The sequence below is a fragment of the Azospirillum brasilense genome (assembly GCF_022023855.1).
GTDB classification, from domain to species: Bacteria; Pseudomonadota; Alphaproteobacteria; order Azospirillales; family Azospirillaceae; genus Azospirillum; species Azospirillum brasilense_F.
On the sequence record NZ_CP059450.1, the window covers coordinates 88,535 to 108,655 of the forward strand.

20 protein-coding genes are annotated in these 20,121 nt (G+C 68.6%); 9 read left to right on the forward strand and 11 right to left on the reverse strand.

Annotated features, from left to right (window positions below; genetic code table 11):
- Positions 1-11: 11 nt before the first annotated feature.
- The 3 genes from H1Q64_RS13805 to H1Q64_RS13815 all read right to left on the reverse strand — a co-directional run bounded on the left by H1Q64_RS13805 (position 12) and on the right by H1Q64_RS13815 (position 3,363).
- Complete coding sequence (locus H1Q64_RS13805; RefSeq protein WP_236778273.1) at positions 12-524, reverse strand: class I SAM-dependent methyltransferase; 513 nt, start codon at positions 522-524, stop codon at positions 12-14.
- A gap of 245 nt (positions 525-769) precedes the next feature.
- Positions 770-1,471: an exopolysaccharide biosynthesis protein gene (locus tag H1Q64_RS13810; RefSeq protein WP_237905788.1), complete on the reverse strand. Its 702-nt coding sequence runs from the start codon at positions 1,469-1,471 to the stop codon at positions 770-772.
- Complete coding sequence (locus H1Q64_RS13815; protein WP_237905789.1) at positions 1,468-3,363, reverse strand: ABC-F family ATP-binding cassette domain-containing protein; 1,896 nt, start codon at positions 3,361-3,363, stop codon at positions 1,468-1,470. The genes H1Q64_RS13810 and H1Q64_RS13815 overlap by 4 nt, the downstream gene beginning before the upstream one ends.
- A 214-nt stretch (positions 3,364-3,577) precedes the next feature.
- Here H1Q64_RS13815 and ndk point away from each other — a divergent pair, with 214 nt between their 5' ends.
- Both ndk and H1Q64_RS13825 read left to right on the forward strand, forming a co-directional pair.
- Complete coding sequence (gene ndk, locus H1Q64_RS13820) at positions 3,578-4,000, forward strand: nucleoside-diphosphate kinase (protein ID WP_014197473.1); 423 nt, start codon at positions 3,578-3,580, stop codon at positions 3,998-4,000.
- A gap of 172 nt (positions 4,001-4,172) precedes the next feature.
- Positions 4,173-4,652, forward strand: coding sequence for a hypothetical protein (locus H1Q64_RS13825; RefSeq protein ID WP_040134408.1), 480 nt, complete (start codon positions 4,173-4,175; stop codon positions 4,650-4,652).
- A gap of 42 nt (positions 4,653-4,694) precedes the next feature.
- Here the strand turns inward: H1Q64_RS13825 and H1Q64_RS13830 are convergent, their stop codons facing one another.
- The 3 genes from H1Q64_RS13830 to purM form a co-directional block, all read right to left on the reverse strand.
- The gene (locus H1Q64_RS13830; protein WP_145672499.1) at positions 4,695-4,844 is read right to left on the reverse strand and encodes an aa3-type cytochrome c oxidase subunit IV; all 150 of its coding nucleotides are present in this window, start codon (positions 4,842-4,844) and stop codon (positions 4,695-4,697) included.
- Positions 4,845-4,944: 100 nt separating this feature from the next.
- A complete protein-coding gene (gene purN / locus H1Q64_RS13835) occupies positions 4,945-5,613 on the reverse strand; it encodes a phosphoribosylglycinamide formyltransferase (protein WP_237905790.1) in 669 nt (222 codons plus the stop codon).
- Positions 5,601-6,635: a phosphoribosylformylglycinamidine cyclo-ligase gene (purM, locus tag H1Q64_RS13840; protein WP_407824190.1), complete on the reverse strand. Its 1,035-nt coding sequence runs from the start codon at positions 6,633-6,635 to the stop codon at positions 5,601-5,603. Before purM ends, purN begins: the two co-directional genes overlap by 13 nt.
- Positions 6,636-6,791: 156 nt before the next feature.
- Between purM and H1Q64_RS13845 the strand changes: the two genes are divergently transcribed.
- From H1Q64_RS13845 to H1Q64_RS13865, 5 genes are all read left to right on the forward strand, one after another.
- The gene (locus H1Q64_RS13845; protein ID WP_237905791.1) at positions 6,792-8,237 is read left to right on the forward strand and encodes a DUF2066 domain-containing protein; all 1,446 of its coding nucleotides are present in this window, start codon (positions 6,792-6,794) and stop codon (positions 8,235-8,237) included.
- 103 nt (positions 8,238-8,340) lie between these two features.
- Positions 8,341-8,901 (forward strand): CDP-alcohol phosphatidyltransferase family protein, encoded by a 561-nt coding sequence (locus H1Q64_RS13850; RefSeq protein WP_237905792.1) that lies wholly within the window; start codon positions 8,341-8,343, stop codon positions 8,899-8,901.
- Complete coding sequence (locus tag H1Q64_RS13855) at positions 8,898-9,962, forward strand: AI-2E family transporter (RefSeq protein ID WP_237905793.1); 1,065 nt, start codon at positions 8,898-8,900, stop codon at positions 9,960-9,962. The genes H1Q64_RS13850 and H1Q64_RS13855 overlap by 4 nt, the downstream gene beginning before the upstream one ends.
- Entirely contained in the window at positions 9,959-10,723 is a 765-nt protein-coding gene (locus H1Q64_RS13860; RefSeq protein ID WP_237905794.1) for an HdaA/DnaA family protein, read from the forward strand. Before H1Q64_RS13855 ends, H1Q64_RS13860 begins: the two co-directional genes overlap by 4 nt.
- Positions 10,662-11,441 carry an SDR family oxidoreductase gene (locus H1Q64_RS13865; protein ID WP_237905795.1) on the forward strand — a complete coding sequence of 260 codons (780 nt, stop codon included), beginning with the start codon at positions 10,662-10,664 and terminating at the stop codon, positions 11,439-11,441. The genes H1Q64_RS13860 and H1Q64_RS13865 overlap by 62 nt, the downstream gene beginning before the upstream one ends.
- Before the next feature lie 78 nt (positions 11,442-11,519).
- On the opposite strand, the gene H1Q64_RS13870 is transcribed toward H1Q64_RS13865, so the two are convergent.
- The 4 genes from H1Q64_RS13870 to H1Q64_RS13885 form a co-directional block, all read right to left on the reverse strand.
- The gene (locus H1Q64_RS13870; protein ID WP_237905796.1) at positions 11,520-12,038 is read right to left on the reverse strand and encodes an FMN-dependent NADH-azoreductase; all 519 of its coding nucleotides are present in this window, start codon (positions 12,036-12,038) and stop codon (positions 11,520-11,522) included.
- Positions 12,035-12,262, reverse strand: coding sequence for a hypothetical protein (locus tag H1Q64_RS13875; RefSeq protein WP_237905797.1), 228 nt, complete (start codon positions 12,260-12,262; stop codon positions 12,035-12,037). The genes H1Q64_RS13870 and H1Q64_RS13875 overlap by 4 nt, the downstream gene beginning before the upstream one ends.
- A gap of 192 nt (positions 12,263-12,454) precedes the next feature.
- Positions 12,455-14,065 (reverse strand): CYTH and CHAD domain-containing protein, encoded by a 1,611-nt coding sequence (locus tag H1Q64_RS13880; protein ID WP_237905798.1) that lies wholly within the window; start codon positions 14,063-14,065, stop codon positions 12,455-12,457.
- 54 nt (positions 14,066-14,119) lie between these two features.
- Complete coding sequence (locus H1Q64_RS13885; RefSeq protein WP_237905799.1) at positions 14,120-14,638, reverse strand: SixA phosphatase family protein; 519 nt, start codon at positions 14,636-14,638, stop codon at positions 14,120-14,122.
- 216 nt (positions 14,639-14,854) lie between these two features.
- Here H1Q64_RS13885 and H1Q64_RS13890 point away from each other — a divergent pair, with 216 nt between their 5' ends.
- The gene (locus tag H1Q64_RS13890; RefSeq protein ID WP_237905800.1) at positions 14,855-17,002 is read left to right on the forward strand and encodes an RNA degradosome polyphosphate kinase; all 2,148 of its coding nucleotides are present in this window, start codon (positions 14,855-14,857) and stop codon (positions 17,000-17,002) included.
- Positions 17,003-17,021: 19 nt separating this feature from the next.
- On the forward strand, positions 17,022-18,575 hold the full coding sequence (ppx, locus tag H1Q64_RS13895; protein ID WP_237905801.1) for an exopolyphosphatase: 1,554 nt from the start codon (positions 17,022-17,024) through the stop codon (positions 18,573-18,575).
- Between the two features lie 27 nt (positions 18,576-18,602).
- Here the strand turns inward: ppx and H1Q64_RS13900 are convergent, their stop codons facing one another.
- Positions 18,603-19,892 (reverse strand): hypothetical protein, encoded by a 1,290-nt coding sequence (locus H1Q64_RS13900; protein WP_040134396.1) that lies wholly within the window; start codon positions 19,890-19,892, stop codon positions 18,603-18,605.
- Between the last annotated feature and the right edge of the window lie 229 nt (positions 19,893-20,121).

Consider the following 20,121-nt stretch of genomic DNA (forward strand, 5'->3'; position numbering starts at 1 on the left):
GATCGGGGGGATTAGGGCTTGGCTTTCCAATAGCCCCAGACGGAGGCCGGCGGGACGTTCAGCGGGGTGAAGCCCAGCCGCTTGCCCTTGACGCCCAGCGCGCGCTGGTTCAGCGGCGACACGAGGCCGTAGGTGTAGAGAACGAAGCGCCCGCCCTCGGGAAGGATGCGGAAGCAGGCCTCGACAACCTCCTTCTGGGCGCGCATCGGCAGGTTCAGCATGGGGATGCCGATGACCACCGTGCCGACCTTGCCGACCAGCTCCGGACCGAGGATGTCGGCGGCCTTGCGGCAGTCGTCATGGACGACGTTGACGTCCGGGTAGTGGCCGCGCAGGAAGCGCGACAGGTGGTCGTCGATCTCGAAGGTGAAGATGCGGTTGCCGGGGATGCCGCGCTGGAGCAGGGCCTTGGTGATCGCGCCGGTGCCGCCGCCGAACTCCACGACGACCTGATCCGGCCCGCACAGCACCTGTTCGCCGATCAGCCGGCAGAGCGCGCCCGAGGATGGTGTAACGGAACCCATGGAAAGGGGATTTGCCAACCAACGCTGGAAGAAAAGCCACGCGGCCGGCGGCGTCTTGCCGCTTTTCTGCTTCTCCGCGACGGTGATTTCCGTTGGTGTCATGATCGGCCTTTCGCCGTTGGCTGTTGAGCGTTTTACCCCGGGGCTAAACAAGCTGGAGCCTCGGGGGGTCCCGAACCTAACAATCCCTGAGCGCACTTATGTCGCATCCGGGGTTGCCCCGCAACCGGCCGAAGCGGCTGGAGCTATGCCATGAACGCGGGATATGACGTGACCGCCAGCAGGGTCTGACCGGCGTAGGACAGGCTGCTGGCGACCAGCGCGAAGAAGACCAGGGCAGCCACGGTGAGGGCGAGGCTGACCGCGACCGCGGCCCCGTCGCGCTCGATCAGCCCCAGGGACAGCAGGACGAGGGCGAAGCCGGGCAGCCAGCCGGTCAGCGGCAGCGGCACCACGCAGGTCAGCGACAGAAGCAGCACCAGCACGCCGAACCAGCGTTCCCCGTCGATGCTGGCGAAGCGGCTGTGGCGCGGCTTCAGCATCCTCTCGATGGCGGTCAGCCGCGGCATCGCCTTGTCGATCATGCGGGCGGCGAGGGAGCGGCTGACCGAGCGGCGCAGAATCCAGCCGGGCAGGGCGGCGCCGCGCTTGCCGAAGGCCATCTGGGCGGAGAAGAGCAGGATCGGCAGGTCGAACAGGCAGGACACGCCCAGCGGCACCGGCGCGATGGTGGGCAGCGACAGGGCCAGCAGGATGGTGCCCAGCGAACGGTCGCCCAGCGCCTGGATCAGGTCGCCGAGTGACACCCGCCCGTCCGGCAGGTTGGCGCGGAAGGCCGCCAGGACGTCGGAGGTCCGCTCCTCCCCATGGTCCTGCCGCCCACGGCGGGCGACGGTCGCGGGAAGCGAGGCGCCTCCGGTGAAGGCCACGTTGCGCGGCACGCTCATACGCCGGCCTCCGCCGCCGCCGACTCATAGGCTTCGAGATGCTCAAGCCATGCCTCCTCGGCGGCGGACAGCTTCTTGTCCACCACGCCGAGGTCGATCTGGAGCTTCTGCAGCTTGTCGCTGGGACCGCTGTAGAGGGCGGGATCGGCCAGCTTCGCCTCGATCTTGCGCTTCTCCTCGGTCAGCTTGTTGACCTGCGACTCCGCGTCGGTGGCTTTCTTCTTCAGCGGGGCGAGCGTGGCGCGGGCCTCCGCCGCAGCGCGGCGCTGGTCCTTGCGGCTGGCCCCGGCGTCCGTCGTCTCGCCGCCCTTGGCGGCGGCGCGCTCGGCCCGCGCTCGGTCGAGCAGGAAGCGGCGGTAGTCGTCGAGGTCGCCGTCGTAGGGCTGCACCGTGCCGTCGGCGACCAGCAGCAGCCGGTCGGCGGTCAGCTCGATCAGGTGCGGGTCGTGGCTGATGAGGATGACCGCGCCCTCGAACCCGTTGATCGCCTCGATCAGCGCCTCGCGGCTGTCCACATCGAGGTGGTTGGTCGGCTCGTCCAGCATCAGGATGTGCGGCGTCTCGCGGCTCATCAGCGCCAGCAGCAGCCGGGCCTTCTCGCCGCCGGACAGGTCGGAGATGCGGGTTTCCGCCTTGCTCTGCTGGAAGCCGAAGCGGCCGAGATGGGCGCGGACCTTCTCCTCCGGCGCCAGCGGCATGATGCGCTGGGTCTGCTGGATCGGGGTCAGCGACAGGTCCAGCTCGTCCTGCTGGTGCTGGGCGAAATAGCCGACGCGCAGCTTGGTCGGGCGCTTCACCTCGCCGGCCATCGCCTCCAGCCGTCCGGCCAGCAGCTTCACCAGCGTGGATTTGCCGTTGCCGTTGGCGCCGAGCAGGGCGATGCGGTCGTCCATGTCGATGCGCAGGTTGACGCGGCGCAGGATGGCGCGGTCGCCGTAGCCGATGGTCACCCCGTCCAGCGCGATCAGCGGCGGGGCCATCTCGTCCGGCTGGGGGAAGTTAAAGACGACCTCGGCGTCGTCCTCCATCAGCGTGATGGTCTCCAGCTTCTCCAGGGCCTTCAGGCGACTCTGCGCCTGCCGGGCCTTGGTCGCCTTGTAGCGGAAGCGTTCGACGAAGGCCATCATGTGCTTGCGCTTGGCCTCCTGCTTGGTCGCCATGGCCTGCAACCGCTCCATGTTGGCGCGGCGCTGCTTGAGGAACTGGTCGTAGTTGCCGGCGTAGGTCACCAGCTTGCCCTGGTCCACATGGATGGTCGTCGTGGGGACCGAGTTCAAGAGGTCGCGGTCGTGGCTGACCAGCAGGATCGTGTGGGGGTAGTTCTTGAGGTACCCCTCAAGCCAGATGGTCGCCTCCAGATCGAGGTGGTTCGTCGGCTCGTCGAGCAGCAGCAGGTCGGGGCGGGCGAACAGCACGCCGGCCAGCGCCACGCGCATCCGCCAGCCGCCCGAGAAGTCGGAGCAGGGCCGGGCCTGCGCGTCGGCGTCGAACCCCAGCCCGGAAAGCACCTGGGCGGCGCGCGACGGCGCCGAATGCGCCTCGATGTCGGCCAGCCGGGCGTGGATCTCGCCGATGCGCATGGGGTCGGTGGCCGTCTCGGCCTCGGCCAGCAGGGCGGTGCGCTCCGTGTCGGCGGCCAGGACGGCGTCGATCAGCGTGGTGGCGCCGCTGGGGGCCTCCTGCGCCACCATGCCGATCTTGGTGCCGGTGGGCACGCCGATGGCTCCGGCGTCCGTCTGGAGCTGGCCGGCGATGAGCTTGAGGAGGGTGGATTTTCCGGTGCCGTTGCGGCCGACCAGCGCCACGCGGTGGCCCTTCGACACGACCGCGGTGGCGCGGTCGAACAGCACACGTCCGCCGTAGCGGAACGTCAGGTCGTTGATGTGCAGCATATCGGCGCCGGTTTACCACGGGGAAACCGCGATTTGAAGCGGGACCCGCGGGGCAACCCTTCATGGCAGCCGCGCGGCGGCGCGCGGTCGGCCTCACGAAGTGGCCTCACGAACCGGTTGCCGTGGCCGAAAAGCGCCTATATAACCCCGCGCAATCGGCGCCCCGGCCAAACCAGCGGCGCCCATAACGCATTTCCAGCAGGAGCCCACCGCCATGGCCGTCGAACGCACCCTCTCGATCATCAAGCCCGATGCCACCCGCCGCAACCTGACTGGCAAGATCAACGCCAAGTTCGAGGACGGCGGCCTGCGCATCGTCGCGCAGAAGCGCGTCCAGCTGTCCAAGGCCCAGGCCGAGCAGTTCTACGGCGTGCATCGCGAGCGTCCGTTCTTCAACGACCTCGTCTCCTTCATGATCTCCGGCCCGGTCGTGCTCCAGGTCCTGGAAGGCGAGAACGCCATCGCCCGCAACCGCGAGATCATGGGCGCCACCAACCCGGCCAACGCCGCCGAGGGCACCATCCGCAAGGAGTTCGCCGAGTCGATCGAGGCCAACTCGGTGCATGGTTCCGACGCTCCGGAGACCGCCGCCCAGGAGATCGCCTTCTTCTTCGCCGGCATCGAGCTGGTTGGCTGATCGCGGCCCGTCCGCTTCGCAGCCTTGCGCGAAGGGCCGTCCCGACCGGGGCGGCCCTTTTCGATTCCGGGCCTTCCGCCCGCAACTTGTCGCCCGCGCCGGGTCACGGCGTCGTGGACAGGCGTGGCGAAGTCGAGTATTCGGGGATTCTACCGCTAGGAGTACCCCCGCCATGGAAAATCCGGACGTCAAGCCGATCGTTGCGGCCCTGCTGGAACCGCTGCCGCCCCTCGTGAAGGGCAGGAACGACCTGAGCGATCCGGGCGTGGTGGAACTGCTGGTGCGCGGTTACGTCGACCAGTGCCTGGCGGCCTTCCAGGAGGTGCTGCGCGGCAACGTCGAGCAGGACGCGGCCATCGACGCGATCAACGCGCAGGCCACGGCCCTGAACGCGGTATTCCTGGGGACCAGCGGCTTCGACACGGTGGTCGTTCATCCCTGGAACGCCGCCGACCAGCTCGGCCAGTTCCTTCAGGACACGGTGGGGCTGGATTTCCCGGCGGAGGATTGCGTGCGCGCCGCGCTGATCCACCTCGCCACCCACGTCATGCACGCCATCCAGGGCGGCACCGAGGCGTGGGAGCAGCAGGTGGACGCGCTGGTCGGCGAAATGCGCGATCTGTTGCTCGGCCGTCTGCCGGACGGGGCGTAAGCGCCCCGCCACGGTTTTCCGGTTGGCCGCCTGAACGGGCCGTCAGACCAGGAAGATCGCCATGAAGACCAGCACGGCGATTACGCCCGCGGTCGCCAGCGTCATGAAGCGGGTGAAGGCGTGCCAGCCCGCCTCGTGGCGGCGGACGACATCCTCGCTGACCGGATTGTGGCCGTGTTCCGTAACCGCCATCGCCCTCTGCCTCCCCTGTTATGGCTCCGGCGGAGAATGTGGGGAGTGCGGACGGTTGCGGCAAGGGTGCCGCTTGGCCGAGGGGCGCCTTTGGGGCGACTCAGGCCGGCGGGTTGATGAGCGTCGGCAGGTCCGCCGCCGGGCCTGACAGGGTCACCCGGCCATCCTCGACACGGGCGCGGCCCTCGGCGATCAGGCGCAGCGCCTGGGGATAGAGCCGGTGCTCGGCCTCCAGCACGCGGGCGGACAGCCGGTCGGCGTCGTCGCCGGGCAGGACCGGCACCGCGGCCTGGGCGATGATCGGCCCCTCGTCCATCTCCGGGCGCACGTAATGGACGGTGCAGCCGTGGAAGCGCACCCCGGCGTCCAGCGCCCGCTGGTGCGTGTCCAGCCCCTTGAAGGAAGGCAGCAGCGACGGGTGGATGTTGATCATACGGTCATGCCAGCGCTCGACGAACCAGGGCGACAGCAGCCGCATGAAGCCAGCCAGACAGACCAGCTCGACGCCCGCCTCGCGCAGGCGCGCGTCCATGGCCTCTTCGAAGGCGCGCTTGTCGCCGGGAAAGTCGCGGTGGCTGACCACGGCGACGGGCACTCCGGCGGCGGTGGCGCGCTCCAACCCGTAGGCGTCGGCCTTGTTGGAGAGCACCAGAGCGATCTCCGCCGGAAAATCCGGGGCGGCGCAGGCGTCGATCAACGCCTGCAGATTGCTGCCGCGCCCGGAGATCAGGACGCCAACCTTCAATCCGGCTGCCTTCAGGCCGACCATGCCGTGTCCATGCCGGTGACGGTGACGCGGGCGTCGCCGTCCTTGACCGCATGCACGGTGCCGACGGTGAAGACCGTCTCGCCGCCCTGGGCCAGGATCTCGGTCGCCTGCTGCGCCTTGTCCGCCGGGACCACGACGACCATGCCGAGGCCGGTGTTGAAGGTGCGCGCCATGTCCAGCGGGGTCAGCCCGCCCGTCTTCATCAGCCAGTTGAAGACCGGCGGTAGCGGCCATGTGGACGCATCGAGCGTGACGCCCAGCCCGTCCGGCAGGACGCGCGGGATGTTCTCGATCAGGCCGCCGCCGGTGATGTGGGCCATCGCCCGCACCGTGCCGGCGCGCACCGCGGCCAGCGTGCTCTTCACATAGATGCGGGTCGGGGTCAGCAGGGCCTCGCCCAGCGTCTTCCCGGCGTCCCAGGGGCAGGGCGAGTCGTAGCCGAGGCCGGACTTTTCGACCAGCTTGCGGACCAGCGAATAGCCGTTGGAATGCACGCCGGAGGAGGCGAGGCCGAGCACGACGTCGCCGTCCTGCACGGTGGCGCCGGTCAGCGCGTCCTTGCGCTCGACCGCACCGACCGAGAAGCCGGCGAGGTCGTAGTCGCCCTCGGCGTACATGCCCGGCATCTCCGCCGTCTCGCCGCCGACCAGCGCGCAGCCGGCCTGACGGCAGCCTTCCGCGATGCCGGCGACGATGGCGCGGCCCGCGGCGACGTCCAGCTTGCCCGTGGCGTAGTAGTCGAGGAACAGCAGCGGCTCCGCGCCCTGGACGACGAGGTCGTTCACGCACATCGCGACGAGGTCGATGCCCACCGTGTCGTGACGGTTCGCCAAAATGGCGACCTTCAGCTTCGTGCCGACGCCGTCCGTGGTGGCGACCAGCAGCGGGTCGTGATACCCGGCCGCGCGCAGGTCGAACAGGGCGCCGAACCCGCCCAGCCCGGCGTCGGAGCCCGGGCGCGCGGTGGAACGGGCGAGCGGCTTGATCGCGTCAACGAGCGCGTTGCCCGCATCAATGTCCACGCCGGCCTGCTTGTAGGCGTCGGACGTGTTATTAGACTGGGTGCTGATGGTATCCTCGCTTGGGCTGAGCTATATACCTGGGCCACCTGAACCGGGTCATTTTGGGCCGGGTCATAAGGGAACGGGCCGAACATACTCGAATCGGAAGGCTTTGCAATGCTCCACCGCCGCCATGCGCCGCTGTTTGCGGGCTTCGCCGCCATCACCGTGGCCCTGGCCGTTCCGGCCGGCCCCGTGGACGCGCAGGTGACCGGCGCTGCTCCACCCGCGGTGGCGGCCCCGGCAGCCCCTGGGGTAGCTCCCGCGGCGGTTCCGGCGGCGGACCCCTTCACCGTGTCGGGCGTGAAGGTAGACGTCAGCGCCGCCAACGCCAATGCCGCCCGCGATCAGGCGATCCGCGACGCGCAGGTGAAGGCCTGGGCGGAGCTGTACAAGCGCCTCGTCCCCACCGCCACCAGCGTGCCGCGGGTGTCGGACATCGAACTCGCCCGGCTGGTCCAGGGCTTCGAGATCGACGACGAGAAGGTTTCGGCCACCCGCTATGTGGGCAGCATCACCGTGCGCTTCCGTCCCAACCCGGTGCGCGAGACGCTGGCCGGCGGCGGCCAGCAGTATGTCGAGCCGCCGGCCCGGCCCTACGTGATCCTGCCGGTCACCGTCGTGGACGGGCGCCCCGTCCTGTGGGAGGACCGCACCGACTGGCGCGAGGCCTGGGAGGGCCGTCCGGCCGGCGCCTCGCTGGTGCCGTTGGTCGTTCCGGACGGCGAGTTGGCCGACATTTCCGCCATCGGCGTGAACGAGGCGCTGGCCGGCGATCCCGAGGCGCTGGCCCGCATCGCCCAGCGCTACAACGCCGGCGGCGTGATCGTCGCCAAGACCGACCTGCCGGCGGGCGGGCTGGATCTCGGCCGTCCGCTGGCGGTCGAGGTGACCCACTACACGCCCGACGGCGCTCGGGACCAGCAGACGGTCAACGTGAAGGCCGACATGGCCGACCGGGCCGGCGACTTCCTGACCCGCGCAACGACCTTCGTGTCGGCCGCCATCGACGAATCCTACCGCCGCGACAACACCGTGGCGAGCGGGCCGGAGCAGTCGACGCTGGTGCGCGTGCCGCTGGCCAGCCTCAACGACTGGGTGGAGACGCGCAAGCGGCTCGGCATGGTCAATGCCGTAACCCGCACCGACGTGCTGTCGATCAGCCGCTACGAGGCGCTGGTCGCGCTGACCCACCGCGGCGACGTGGAGCGGCTGCGCCAGGCGCTGGCCCGCCGCGACCTCGGTCTCGCCCGCACCGGGGCGGTCGCAGCACCGATGCCGGTTCCTGTTCCGGGCCAGCCGCTCCCGCCGGTCGCACCCACGCCGGAATGGCAGCTCCAGGTGCTGGCGAGGGGCGCCGGGCCGTCGTCCCTGGCGCAGCCGGCCGCCGTTTCGCCGGCGTCCGTCCCGGCCGCCACCCCATCCACCTTTCCTCCGGCCACCACCTCGCCGTCGGCCTATCCCAGCGTGACGCCGGCCCCGATTGGCGCGCCACAGGCCGCTCCGGGCACCCCGCCGCGCATTCTGGGCACGCTGCCGGCCACCGGCACGGCTCGCCAGTGACAGCTGAGGGCGTGACGGCAGAGGGCGTGACGGCGTTACAGACGGGCCGGGACTGGCCCTTGACGGGGCGCCGGCGCAAGGGACAACGGCAGAAGGCATCGCGGTGAGCATCCCGAACATCATCACCTTCGGCCGCATCCTGGTGGTGCCGGTCGCCGTCTATTTCATCCTGGCCGGGGAGCTGGGGGTCGCCTTCTGGCTGTTCGTCGGGGCGGGGGTATCCGACGCCGTGGACGGCGCCGTTGCCCGCATGTTCCGCGCCCGCACGGTGCTCGGCGCCTATCTCGACCCGATCGCCGACAAGGCGCTGCTGGTCAGCGTCTACGTCTCGCTGGGCCACATCGGCGTGCTGCCGCTGTGGCTGGTCATCCTGGTGGTGTTCCGCGACCTGATGATCGTCGGCGGCGTGATGCTGCTCTACACGCTGAAGGAGTCGCTGGCGATGCAGCCGCTCTACGTCAGCAAGATCAACACGGCGGTGCAGCTTGCCCTGGCGGCGGCGGTGCTGGCCCCGGCGGGGCTGGGGCTGCCCGACTTCCACCTGTTCGGGCATGAGTTGGTGCCTCTGCTGATCTGGGTCTGCGCCGCGACCACGGTGTTGTCGGGGCTGGCCTACGTCTACCGCGGCGGCCTTTTGTTCAGCCGGCACGGAGGGGTGCCGTGACGGCGGGCAAGCAGATCCGCTTCTGGCTGATCGGCCTTGGCCTGTTCGTTCTGGTGCTGTGGCTTCTGTCCGGCATGCTGCTGCCCTTCGTGGTCGGGCTGGCGGTCGCCTACCTGCTCGACCCGGTGGTCGACCGGGTGGAGCGCTGGCGCCTGCCGCGCTGGCTGGCGACGACTCTGGTACTGCTGTCCTTCGTCCTGGTTCTGGTGCTGATGGTCCTGCTGCTGCTGCCGCTGGTGCAGTCGCAGGTGTCCCACCTGATCGAGGTGCTTCCCAACTACGCCAACGCCGCGCGGGACCGGCTGCTGCCGATGCTGGACCGGCTGATCCACCGCCTGTCGCCGGAGGATGTGGAGCGGCTGCGCGGCGCGGCCGGCAACTACGCCGGGGACGTGGTCGGCTGGGTCGGGCGGGTGCTGAAGCATATCCTGTCCAGCGGTCTGGCGCTGTTCGACGTGCTGTCGGTGATGTTCATCACGCCCATCGTGGCCTTCTACCTGATGCGCGACTGGGACATCCTGGTCGCCAAGGTGAACGGCTGGCTACCCCTGCACCATGCCGCGACCATCCGGGAGCAGGCGCGCGAGGTTGACGAGACGCTGGCCGGATTCGTCCGCGGGCAGGCGCTGGTCTGTCTTGTCCTGGGAGTGTTCTACGCGGTGGCGCTGTCGCTGGCCGGCCTGGATTTCGGGCTGGTGATCGGGCTGATGGCGGGGCTGCTCTCCTTCATCCCCTATGTCGGTTCGCTGTTCGGATTCGTGTCGAGCACCGGGCTGGCCCTGCTGCAGTTCGACGATCCGTGGCGAATCGCCATCGTCATCGCGATCTTCCTGTTCGGGCAGGCGGTGGAGGGCAACGTCCTGACGCCGAAGCTGGTGGGCGAGAAGGTCGGGCTGCACGCGGTCTGGGTGATCTTCGCCCTGCTGGCCGGCGGGTCGCTGTTCGGTTTCGTCGGGGTCCTGCTGGCGGTTCCGGTGGCGGCGGTGATCGGGGTGCTGACACGCTTCGCGTTGGGGCGCTATCTTGACAGCCCCTACTACCGTGGTACCCCCTCTTCATGACACTGGCGGCCCAGATCCCGCTCGACCTCGGACACCGCGCCGCCATGGGCTGCGAGGATTTCCTCGTGGCGCCCAGCAACGCCGAGGCGGTGGCGTGGCTCGACCGCTGGCCGTCCTGGCCGGCGCCGGCCCTGACGCTGTACGGGCCGGACGGTTGCGGCAAGACGCATCTGGGCCATGTCTGGCGGGCGCGCAGCCACGCCCCCATCGCCATGGGCGAGGCGCTGGACGAGATCGACCCGCACGCCCTGCTGGCCCGCGCCAACGCCGTGGTGGTGGAGGACGCGGACCGCGTGGCCGGATCGCCGGCGCGGGAGGAGGCGCTGTTCCACCTCTACAACCTCGCCCGCGACTCGGGTGGGCATCTGCTCCTGCTGTCGCGCCGCCCGCCGTCGCGCTGGCGGATGAAGCTGGCCGACCTGCGCTCCCGCATCAAGGCGGCCCCCGCGGTGGGGGTGGAGGCGCCGGACGACGCGCTGCTCGCCGCCGTGCTGGTCAAGCTGTTCGCCGACCGCCAGTTGCGGCCGGGCATGGATCTCATCACCTACCTGTTGACCCGGATGGAACGGTCCCTGGAGGCGGCGGGGCGGGTGGTCGCGGCGCTTGACCGCGCGTCGCTGGCCGCGCACCGTCCCCTGACCGTGCCGCTGGCCCGCGAGGTGCTGGCCGGTCTGGAGGCCGGGAAGGGAGGAGACGAGGATGGATCTGGGAATCGCCGGACGCCGCGCCATCGTGTGCGCAGCCAGCAAGGGACTGGGTAAGGCCTGCGCCCTGGCGCTGGCGCGCGAGGGGGTGGACGTCACCATCACCGCGCGCGGCCGCGACCTGCTGGAAGCCGCCGCGGAGGAGATCCGCAAGGAGACCGGCGCTGCCGTGACCACCGCCGTCGGCGACATCGCGACGGAGGAAGGGCGCGCCGCCGCGCTGGCCGCCTGCCCGGAGCCGGACATCCTGGTCAACAACGCGGGCGGCCCGCCGCCGGGCGACTTCCGCGACTGGGAGCGCGACGACTGGGTCCGCGCCGTCGAGGCCAACATGCTGGCCCCGATCTTTCTCATCAAGGCGACGGTGGACGGCATGATCGGCCGCCGCTTCGGGCGGATCGTCAACGTCACCTCGGCGGCGGTCAAGGCGCCGATTCCGATCCTCGGCCTGTCCAACGGGGCGCGGGCGGGGCTGACCGGTTTCGTCGCCGGCCTGTCGCGGCAGACCGTGCGCCACAACGTCACGATCAACAACCTGCTGCCCGGCCCCTTCGAGACCGACCGCCTGCGCGCCACCATGGAAGGCGGGGCCAAGGCCAACAACCGCAGCCTGGACGAGGAGATGGACGTCCGTCGCGCCGGCAACCCGTCGGGCCGGTTCGGCGATCCGGCGGAGTTCGGTGCGGCCTGCGCCTTCCTCTGCTCCGCCCACGCCGGTTTCATGACCGGGCAGAACGTGCTGCTGGACGGTGGTGCCTACGCGGGGACGCTGTAGGCGGCTGGTTGATGCTTCAACTGGGTCCTGTCTGATCGCCATCCTTGGACCGTCAGACAGGACTTGGCAAAGCGCCCTCTAGAAATCGCAACACGGGTAGAGGACCGATATAGCCTCGAACGCGGCCTGCTTGCCGCTTTCCTTGTGTGCTTCGCTGATGGCAAGACCTTCCGCAACGATCACATCGAGCCTCGTCACGCCGACGAACGCGAACATCGACCGAAGGTAGGCTTCGGCGTGTTCGGACGACGCCAGGGACATGCCCTGTCGATATCGACCGCCCCGCGCCACGGCAAGGATCACCCGCTTGTCATGCGCCAATCCTTCCGAGCCGTTTTCCGTGTAGCGGAACGTCTTCCCCGCTATGACAATGCGGTCGATCCACGCCTTGAGCTGGCTGGAAATGGTCAGGTTGTAGAGCGCAACGCCGATGACGATGACATCGGCATTGATGAAGTCGTCCAGAAGCTTCTCACCAAACGCGATCTCTTCCATCACGGCCGGGGACGCCGCCAGATGGTCGCCGGTCAGATGTGGAACGGGAACAGCGACCAGATCACGATGGATGATGTCGATCGCTGGATTGTGTTCCTTCAATCGTTGGAGTCGGCCACACGCGCCGCATCGCTGTCACGCTGCCGCATTGGGGAAATGCGCCACGGTTGATCCAAGGGACAGACCTCGTTCTGACCGTGGCCCGGAAAGCCCTTGCGCTCTATGAGCATGACCCGGCCGTCATCGTCTTCGAGCCGCCGTTTCCGATACCGCCATTTCCCTTCGTTCAGGTTTGGCATGAACGGCGCGGCGGCGATCCCGGGCACCTGTGGCTGCGCAACGCGGTCGCGGGCGTCTCGATGGCCGTGTAGTTGGTGGCCATCCGACACGGGTGCCGTCTACGTACAAAGCTCCGGGTCGATCCGTCCTTCCGCGCCCTCCCGTTTGCCGATCGCCAGCAAGCAGACGGAAATGACCGTCTTCCCGGAACCGTCAGGCAGAATCCCGGAAACTTGCCATCACCAGAACACCGGCCCGTCGCGGAAGGTCTTCCACAGCCCCGGCAGCGCCTTGCGGCGTTTGTCGGCTTGTTTGGTTAGCCAGCGGGCGGTCGCTTCGGCGGCGGGCCGCTGCTCGGGCCGGTCCGCCGACAGACGGCGCAGAAGGTCGCTAGCCACCGCGGCGTCGTGTTCGGCGTCCAGAGCGCCCAACAGGGTGTCCAGCGCGGCGATGAAGGGCACCGTTGCGGTTACGGCGTAGAGGCCGCGGAAGAACTCCGCCGTGTGGCGCAGCTTGCGCAGGCGGCGGCGCAGCCGGTCGCGCGCCGCGGCGTCGGCACCGTCCAGGTCGCGCCCCGCCTTCAACGCCCCAGCCTTCAGCGCCTTGGCGTGCTGGGCGGCCAGCCAGGGGCCGGACAGCTCAGCCATCGGGCGGTCGAGCTGGGCGCGGACCTCCGGAGCGGCGCCGGACTGCCACGCCCCGTCCTCCAGCCAGGCGCCGAGCGCCAGGATCAGCCCGGTGCAACGTGGGGATTGGATCGCCTCCACCGCCGCCAGCGCGGGCGCCCGCCGGGTTTCCCGCACCGCGGCGGTCAGCGCGGCGATTCCATCGGCGGGGGCCTTCCCCGTCGCCGCGAAGGGCGCGATCCCATGGGACAGCAGCACGTCCCAGTCGCGCGCCGGGCCGAGCTGGCGGGAGAACCAGCGGATGTCGTTCCCGGCGTGGCAGGCATCCGGCACCCCGGCCAGGGGGCGGAACAGGCGGATGGCGGTGCGCAGGCGGCGCAGCGCGACGCGCATCTGGTGCAGCCCCTCCACATCGCCGCCGGCCAGGGCGCAGGCCTCGTTGGCGAGCAGAAGGCGCAGGCCGTGCCGCACGATGTGGCGGTAGGCCTCGGCCACCGTGGTGACCGGGGTCAGGCCCAGCGGTTCCGGCAGGACGGGGGCGGGCAGGCGCCCGGTGACGAGGCGGTCGCCGATTTCCGCCTTGCTCTCCGTCCCGATGCGAACCGGCACGCGGCGCTGGAGCGCCAGCGCGAGGTCGAACAGGCGGCCGATGCGGCCCGACTTCAGCTCAAGCTCGACCTCGCTGATGCGGGCGCAGGCGTTGCCGGCGGTGATCTGGCCCTCGTCCACCGCCACCTCGATGGAGGTCAGGGCGTCCGGGCGGATGAGCAGGGTGGTCCGCCGGAACTCCGTCGTGAACTGCGGAATCAGTGCCGCCCGCGCGTCCTCCGGCACCAGGGCGGCGACACCCTCGGCGTCGAGGGGTGTCATGTCCGGGGCGGCCGTGGGGATGGCCCAGTCCCATTTCTTGCGGATGGCCACCGCGGCCGAATCGCCGGGGGTGGCGGCGTTGATGGTCTTCAGCGTCTGCACGAAGCGGTCGCCGTCCTGGCGCACCCGCAGGGCCACGCCCCCCAGGAACAGGCGCCGGTCCGGCGTGTCGTAATAGACGGTGCGCAGGTCGCGGACGGCCGGCGCGCCCTCCGCCTTCTCCTTCAGCGCGGGCAGATCGGCAACGCGGGACAGATCGCGCGGATCAAGATGGAGCTTCATCTCCACCTCGCGCGTGGCGGACACCGCGGCGGGTGCGCCTGGGGGCGCGTTGTTCTGGGGCGCGGAAGACACGGGGGCGACTCCTGCTCGGTTCGGAGTTGAAATACCCCATTTGGCAAAAGGGCGTTAAGAGAGTTTCCGCGGCAGGATGAAATCGGCCAGCCGTCCCGCCCCGCTGTCGAGGTCGGCCCAGCGGGCCGCTTCGAACAGAATGACGGCGCAGGCACCGGTTGGAAACTTCTCCGCCAACGCCGCGCGGTGCCGCTCCTCGCCGCTGCCGGTCAACTCGCGGGCGAGGTCGTGGAGGTCCGGGTTGTGAGCGACCAGCATCAGCGACGACACGGACTCGGGCGCGTCGCGCAGCCGTTCCAGAAGGACCCCGGCGCCGCACAGGTAGAGGCCGCGCTCGCGCTCCACCGGGATGCCCGGGGCGTCCATCACCTCCAGCAGGCGGTCGGCGGTGTCCGCCGCGCGCCGGGCGGTGGAGCACAGCACCAGCCCGATGCGCGCCCCGCGGTCCTTCAACTCGTGGCCGACCAGCCGGGCCGCCTTCCTGCCCCGCGGCGCCAGCGGGCGGTCATGGTCGTCCAGGGAGGGATCGTCCCACGCGGACTTGCCGTGGCGCATGAGATACAGGGTCTTCATCGAGGCGGTCCTTCCTGTCCGGATCGCGGTCCGGCGGGATGCGCCGGGGGTGCGACTGTTTTCGCAGCGGTATTATCGTGGCGGCAGTATTATGCTGTCTGACCCAAAACCGTAACGTAGTTGGGGTAGGTTGCTTGGCCCGCCGACCGCGGCGGGGCGGTTCGGCCCGACCGGACTGTAGCGGCACCACCCATCACGCAAAAGCCCGAGGCTGCTGTGACCGAACTTCAGGACTTGGAAGCGACCTGCATCGAAGCGGACGCGCCGGAGCGCTTCATCAACCGCGAACTGTCGTGGCTGGCCTTCAACCAGCGCGTCCTGGATGAGGCGTCCAACCCGAACCATCCGCTGCTCGAGCGGCTGAGGTTCCTGTCGATTTCGTCCAGCAACCTCGACGAATTCTACATGGTCCGCGTCGCCGGCCTGAAGGGGCAGGTGGCCGCGGGGGTGAAGACCCCCAGCGCCGAGAACCTGACCCCGGCCCAGCAGCTCACCGCGGTGAACCAGCGCATCGTCGAGCTGATGAACGCGCAGCAGACCATGTGGCGCAGCCTGAAGCAGGACCTGCGCGAGGCCGGCATCATGGTGGCCGGCGCCGAGGACCTGACCGAGGGGGAGAAGGACTGGCTGGAGGCCAAATTCCTCGACGACATCTTCCCCATCCTGACGCCCATCGCCGTGGACCCGGCGCATCCGTTCCCCTTCCTGCCCAACCTGGGCTTCTCGCTGGCGCTGCAACTGCACGAGCCGGTGAAGGGGCGGCATCTCGACGCGCTGGTCCCGCTGCCGGCGCAGCTCGACCGCTTCATCCGTCTGCCGGGGTCGGAGATCCGCTTCATCCAGCTTGAGAAGCTGGTGATGCTGTTCATCGACCGGCTCTTCCCGCCGTTCCAGGTGAAGGCCCACGGCGTCTTCCGCGTCCTGCGCGACAGCGAGATGGAGATCGAGGAGGAGGCGGAGGATCTGGTCCGCACCTTCGAAAGCGCGCTGAAGCGCCGCCGCCGCGGCAGCGTCATCCGGCTGGCCACCGACGCCGGCATGGCCGCCGACCTGCGCGAGTTCCTGCGCCACGAGCTGCGCGTGTCGAACGACGACGTGTTCGTGCTGGACGGGCTGATCGGTCTGTCGGACACCCGCCAGCTCATCGTCGACGAGCGGCCCGATCTGGTCTTCCGCCCCTTCAACGCCCGCTTCCCGGAGCGCATCCGCGACTTCGGCGGCGACTGCTTCGCGGCCATCCGCGACAAGGACATCGTCGTCCACCACCCGTACGAGAGCTTCGACGTGGTGGTGCAGTTCATCCGGCAGGCGGCGCGCGACCCGCAGGTGGTCGCCATCAAGCAGACGCTCTACCGCACCAGCAAGGACAGTCCGATCGTCGCCGCGCTGATCGAGGCGGCGGAGGCCGGCAAGTCGGTGACCGCTCTGGTCGAGCTGAAGGCCCGCTTTGACGAGGAGGCCAACATCCGCTGGGCGCGCGATCTTGAGCGCGCGGGCGCCCAGGTCGTCTACGGCTTCGTCGATCTGAAGACGCACGCCAAGGTATCGCTGGTGGTGCGGCGCGAGAACAAGGCGCTGCGCAGCTACGTCCATTTCGGGACGGGCAACTACCACCCGATCACGGCGAAGGTCTACACCGACCTGTCCTTCTTCACATGCGATCCGGCGCTCTGCCACGACGCGGCGGTGATGTTCAACTACATGACCGGCTACGCCACGCCGAAGCTGCTGGAGAAGATCGCCATCGCCCCGATCACGCTGCGCCAGAAGCTGGGCCAGCTGATCGATGCGGAGGTCGCCAACGCTGCCGCCGGCAAGCCCGCCCACATCTGGGTGAAGCTGAACTCGCTGGTCGATTCGGAGATCATCGACCAGCTCTACAAGGCGTCGCAGAAGGGCGTGCAGATCGACATGGTGATCCGCGGCATCTGCTGCCTGCGTCCCGGCGTCAAGGGCCTGTCGGAGAACATCCGGGTGCGCAGCATCGTCGGGCGCTTCCTGGAGCATGGGCGCGTCATCTGTTTCGCCAACGGCCACGCGCTGCCCAGCCCGCAAGCCAAGGTCTTCATCTCCTCCGCCGACTGGATGACGCGCAACCTGGACCGCCGCATCGAGACGCTGGTGCCCATTGAGAACCCGACGGTGCACGAGCAGGTGCTGGACCAGATCATGGTCGCCAACCTGAAGGACGAGGCGAACACCTGGAAACTCGGCCCCGACGGCGTTTATCATCGGGTGGAGGCTGGTCCGGACGCGTTCAGCGCCCATAACTATTTCATGACGAACCCCAGCCTGTCGGGGCGCGGCAGCGCGCTCAGCAGCAAAAAGACGCCGCCGCGGTTGAAGCTGCGTACGGTCATTTGATTGAGGACATCGGTTGCCCATGACGCCGGCGCAGGAACACACGGTCGCTACCAAGGCCGTCGAGAGGGTGGTCGACAAGGGCGAGCGGATCGCCGTGATCGACATCGGGTCCAACTCGATCCGGCTCGTCGTCTATGACGCCCTGAAGCGATCGCCCCTGCCGGTCTTCAACGAAAAGGTCCTGTGCGGGCTCGGCCGCGGGGTGGAGAAGACCGGTTGCCTGAACCCGGAGGGCGTGACCCAGGGCTTGGAGGCCCTGGAACGCTTCGCCCTGCTGGTCGCGGGCATGCGCGTCGGGCGGCTGGACGTCATCGCCACGGCGGCGGTGCGCGACGCCACGGACGGGGCGGCCTTCATCCAGCGGGTGAAGGACCGCACCGGCCTCGACGTCAGCGTCATCAGCGGTGAGGAGGAGGCGCGGCTGTCCGCCATGGGCGTGCTGTCCGGCACCCCCGCCGCCGACGGGCTGGTCGGCGACCTCGGCGGCGGCAGCTTGGAGCTGGTGCGGCTGGAGCGCGGCGTGATCGGCGAGCATCTGACGATGCCGCTGGGGCCGTTGCGCCTGATGGAGCTGAACCCCGCCAAGCCGAACGGGCTGGTCCGCGCCATCGACCAGCATCTGGAGAAGCTGGACTGGCTGGCCCAGATGCGCGGCAAGCCCTTCTTCCCGGTGGGCGGCGGCTGGCGGGCCCTGGCCAAGCTGCACATGGAGCATGTGAAGCACCCGCTGCACATCATTCACCACTACACGGTGCCCTTCGCCGAGGCGCGGGACTTCGCCGCTCTGATCGCCAAGCAGAGCCGCTCCTCGCTGGAGAAGATGTCCGGCTCGCGCCGCAGGATCGACACGCTGCCTTACGCAGCTCTGGTGTTCGAACGGCTGCTGCGGATGGTCCAGCCGTCCAGCGTGGTGTTCTCGGCTTACGGGTTGCGGGAAGGGCATCTGTACGCGCTGCTCGATCCGGAGGGGCAGCGGCAGGACCCGCTGATCGCCGCGGTGGAGGATTGGGCGCAGCGCTTCGTGCGCATCGGCGATCCGGCCCTTCTGGTGTCCTGGACCGGCAACCTTTTCGCCGGGGAGGACGACGCGGCTCTGAGGCTGCGGCAGGCCTCCTGCCTGCTGAGCGACGTGGGCTGGGCCGAGCATCCCGACTACCGGGCGGAGCACGCCTGCCTGCGCATCCTGCGCTACCCCTTCCCCGGCATCGACCATGACGAGCGGGCCTTCCTGGCGCTGGCCGTCTACGCCCGCTACGCCGGGTCCATCGACGGGCCAGGCACGCCCAACTCGGTCACCGCGGGGCCGCGGGCGCTGCTCAGCGACGCCCAGGCGCGCAAGGCTCTGGTTCTGGGGCTGGCGCTGCGGCTGGCCCACACGCTGACCGGCGGCGCCACGGCGCTGCTGCAGCGTACGGCGCTGAAGGTGTCGGGGGAGCGGCTGGTGCTGACCTTGCCGGACGATTTCAGCGTGCCGGCCGGCGAGACGGTGCAGCGGCGCCTGGACGCGTTGGCGAAGGCGCTGAACCGCAAGGGTGAAATCGTGCCGCCGGCCCGACCCCAGGCGGCGGAGTAGCAGAGGAGGGCGGCGGCAACGCCGCCCTCACGCCACCTTGGCGTGGGCGATGGCTTCGCGGACGCTCACGCCCTTGCGCAGGATGTTGTCCACGGCGCGGCCCTGCACCATCGTGATGCCGACCTTGTGGGCGTAGACGAGGCTCGACACGCTGTCGCAGCGCGCCAGGATGAACTTGCAGCGGTCCTGCTCCTGGATGCGCTCCATGAAGTACTTCTCAAAGGTCGGGTCCATCTCCAGCATGTCGTTGGACCAGAAGATCTTAGCGTAGTCGGCGTTCAAATATTCCAGATCGAAGTTCGTCACCCAGAAAGGATTCAGCCCGTCCACCGCGATCTGATAGCGGCGGTCCTGGGCGAACTCCACGACCTCGTTGAACAGCGATAGATTCTCGATCAGGTCGCCCTTGGAGATCTCAAGCACCACCTGCCCGCGGAAATCGAGGGGAAGCCGCTCGTCAAACTTCACGAAGCCGGTGGAGATGACCGTGGACAGGTTGATGTTGATGCCGATGCGCCGGCCCCGCATGAAGCTGAGCCCGTGGTTCAGTGCGCGCAGCACCGACTGGTCGAGATTGGCCGTGAAATAGTTGAACAGCCACTTGTTGGCCGTGATGTCGTAGTCCGGGCAGAGCCGTTCCTGAAGCAGCTTGATGGAGATGTAGAGCTCGAAATAGGCCATGTCCTCTTCGGCGTTGCGGCCGATGTTGGCGATGGCCTGGTTGAACAGGAAGGGCGACAGGTCGAACATCTGCATGGAGCGTTCGAGCTTCGCCATTTCCTCCAGCGTGATCGGCGGCTTCGTCTCGTTGGAATGATCGCCGGTCTCGTTGGCCTGCAATTCCTCGATGAAACGGATGACGTTGATGAAATTCAACGCCAGTTCCATGATCGAGTAGAGCGAGAATTCCTTGTAGGGGTTCGCCCCGGTCAGCGTCGTCTTGGCCAGGAAGATCTGCTCCACCTTCTGGCAGACGTCGGTGACGCCGGTCAGCTTCAGCCCCTTGTAGAGGATGATGACGTCGCCGTTGGAAATGTTGAAGGATTGCAGATAGGAGGCCTTGCTCGCCAGTTCCTGGATGATCGTGCGGACGATCATCTGGCTGGACGGGTCCTTGTCCCGCAGCAGCGACAGGTGCATGTGGATCAGTCGCATACCCTGCAGTTCGGATTTCGCAGAGCGGAGAAGATTCAGCAGCTTGTCGTTGTCAAATTCGGGCTTCTGGTCCTTCGCGGCGGCGACGGCAGCCTGCTTCTCCGTCGTGGAGAGGCGGACGCGGTCGCGTCCCATGGGTGGTTTGCCGCCGAACCTGCTCATACGCGAAATCCCCCGGGTGGGCGCATAGGGCGTGTGCGCACCTTATAGGCGAGAATTCCATCCGCGAACCACAACGCACCGATACACGGCATGGATACGGAGCCCGTGACTTATTAGCCCTGACCTTTTTTAACAATGCCTTAAAGCGCTGTTAATTGCGATGAATTGTTTCATAATTTTGGCTAAACGTCGCGACGCTGACCGAACCTGTAACCGGCCAAGCCGACTC

Coding starts and splice junctions, on each gene's coding strand:
- H1Q64_RS13805 (WP_236778273.1), bottom strand. CDS start 524: ATGGGTTCCGTTACACCATCCTCGGGCGCGCTCTGCCGGCTGATCGGC.
- H1Q64_RS13810 (WP_237905788.1), bottom strand. CDS start 1,471: ATGAGCGTGCCGCGCAACGTGGCCTTCACCGGAGGCGCCTCGCTTCCC.
- H1Q64_RS13815 (WP_237905789.1), bottom strand. CDS start 3,363: ATGCTGCACATCAACGACCTGACGTTCCGCTACGGCGGACGTGTGCTG.
- ndk (WP_014197473.1), top strand. CDS start 3,578: ATGGCCGTCGAACGCACCCTCTCGATCATCAAGCCCGATGCCACCCGC.
- H1Q64_RS13825 (WP_040134408.1), top strand. CDS start 4,173: ATGGAAAATCCGGACGTCAAGCCGATCGTTGCGGCCCTGCTGGAACCG.
- H1Q64_RS13830 (WP_145672499.1), bottom strand. CDS start 4,844: ATGGCGGTTACGGAACACGGCCACAATCCGGTCAGCGAGGATGTCGTC.
- purN (WP_237905790.1), bottom strand. CDS start 5,613: ATGGTCGGCCTGAAGGCAGCCGGATTGAAGGTTGGCGTCCTGATCTCC.
- H1Q64_RS13845 (WP_237905791.1), top strand. CDS start 6,792: ATGCTCCACCGCCGCCATGCGCCGCTGTTTGCGGGCTTCGCCGCCATC.
- H1Q64_RS13860 (WP_237905794.1), top strand. CDS start 9,959: ATGACACTGGCGGCCCAGATCCCGCTCGACCTCGGACACCGCGCCGCC.
- H1Q64_RS13865 (WP_237905795.1), top strand. CDS start 10,662: ATGGATCTGGGAATCGCCGGACGCCGCGCCATCGTGTGCGCAGCCAGC.
- H1Q64_RS13885 (WP_237905799.1), bottom strand. CDS start 14,638: ATGAAGACCCTGTATCTCATGCGCCACGGCAAGTCCGCGTGGGACGAT.
- ppx (WP_237905801.1), top strand. CDS start 17,022: ATGACGCCGGCGCAGGAACACACGGTCGCTACCAAGGCCGTCGAGAGG.
- H1Q64_RS13900 (WP_040134396.1), bottom strand. CDS start 19,892: ATGAGCAGGTTCGGCGGCAAACCACCCATGGGACGCGACCGCGTCCGC.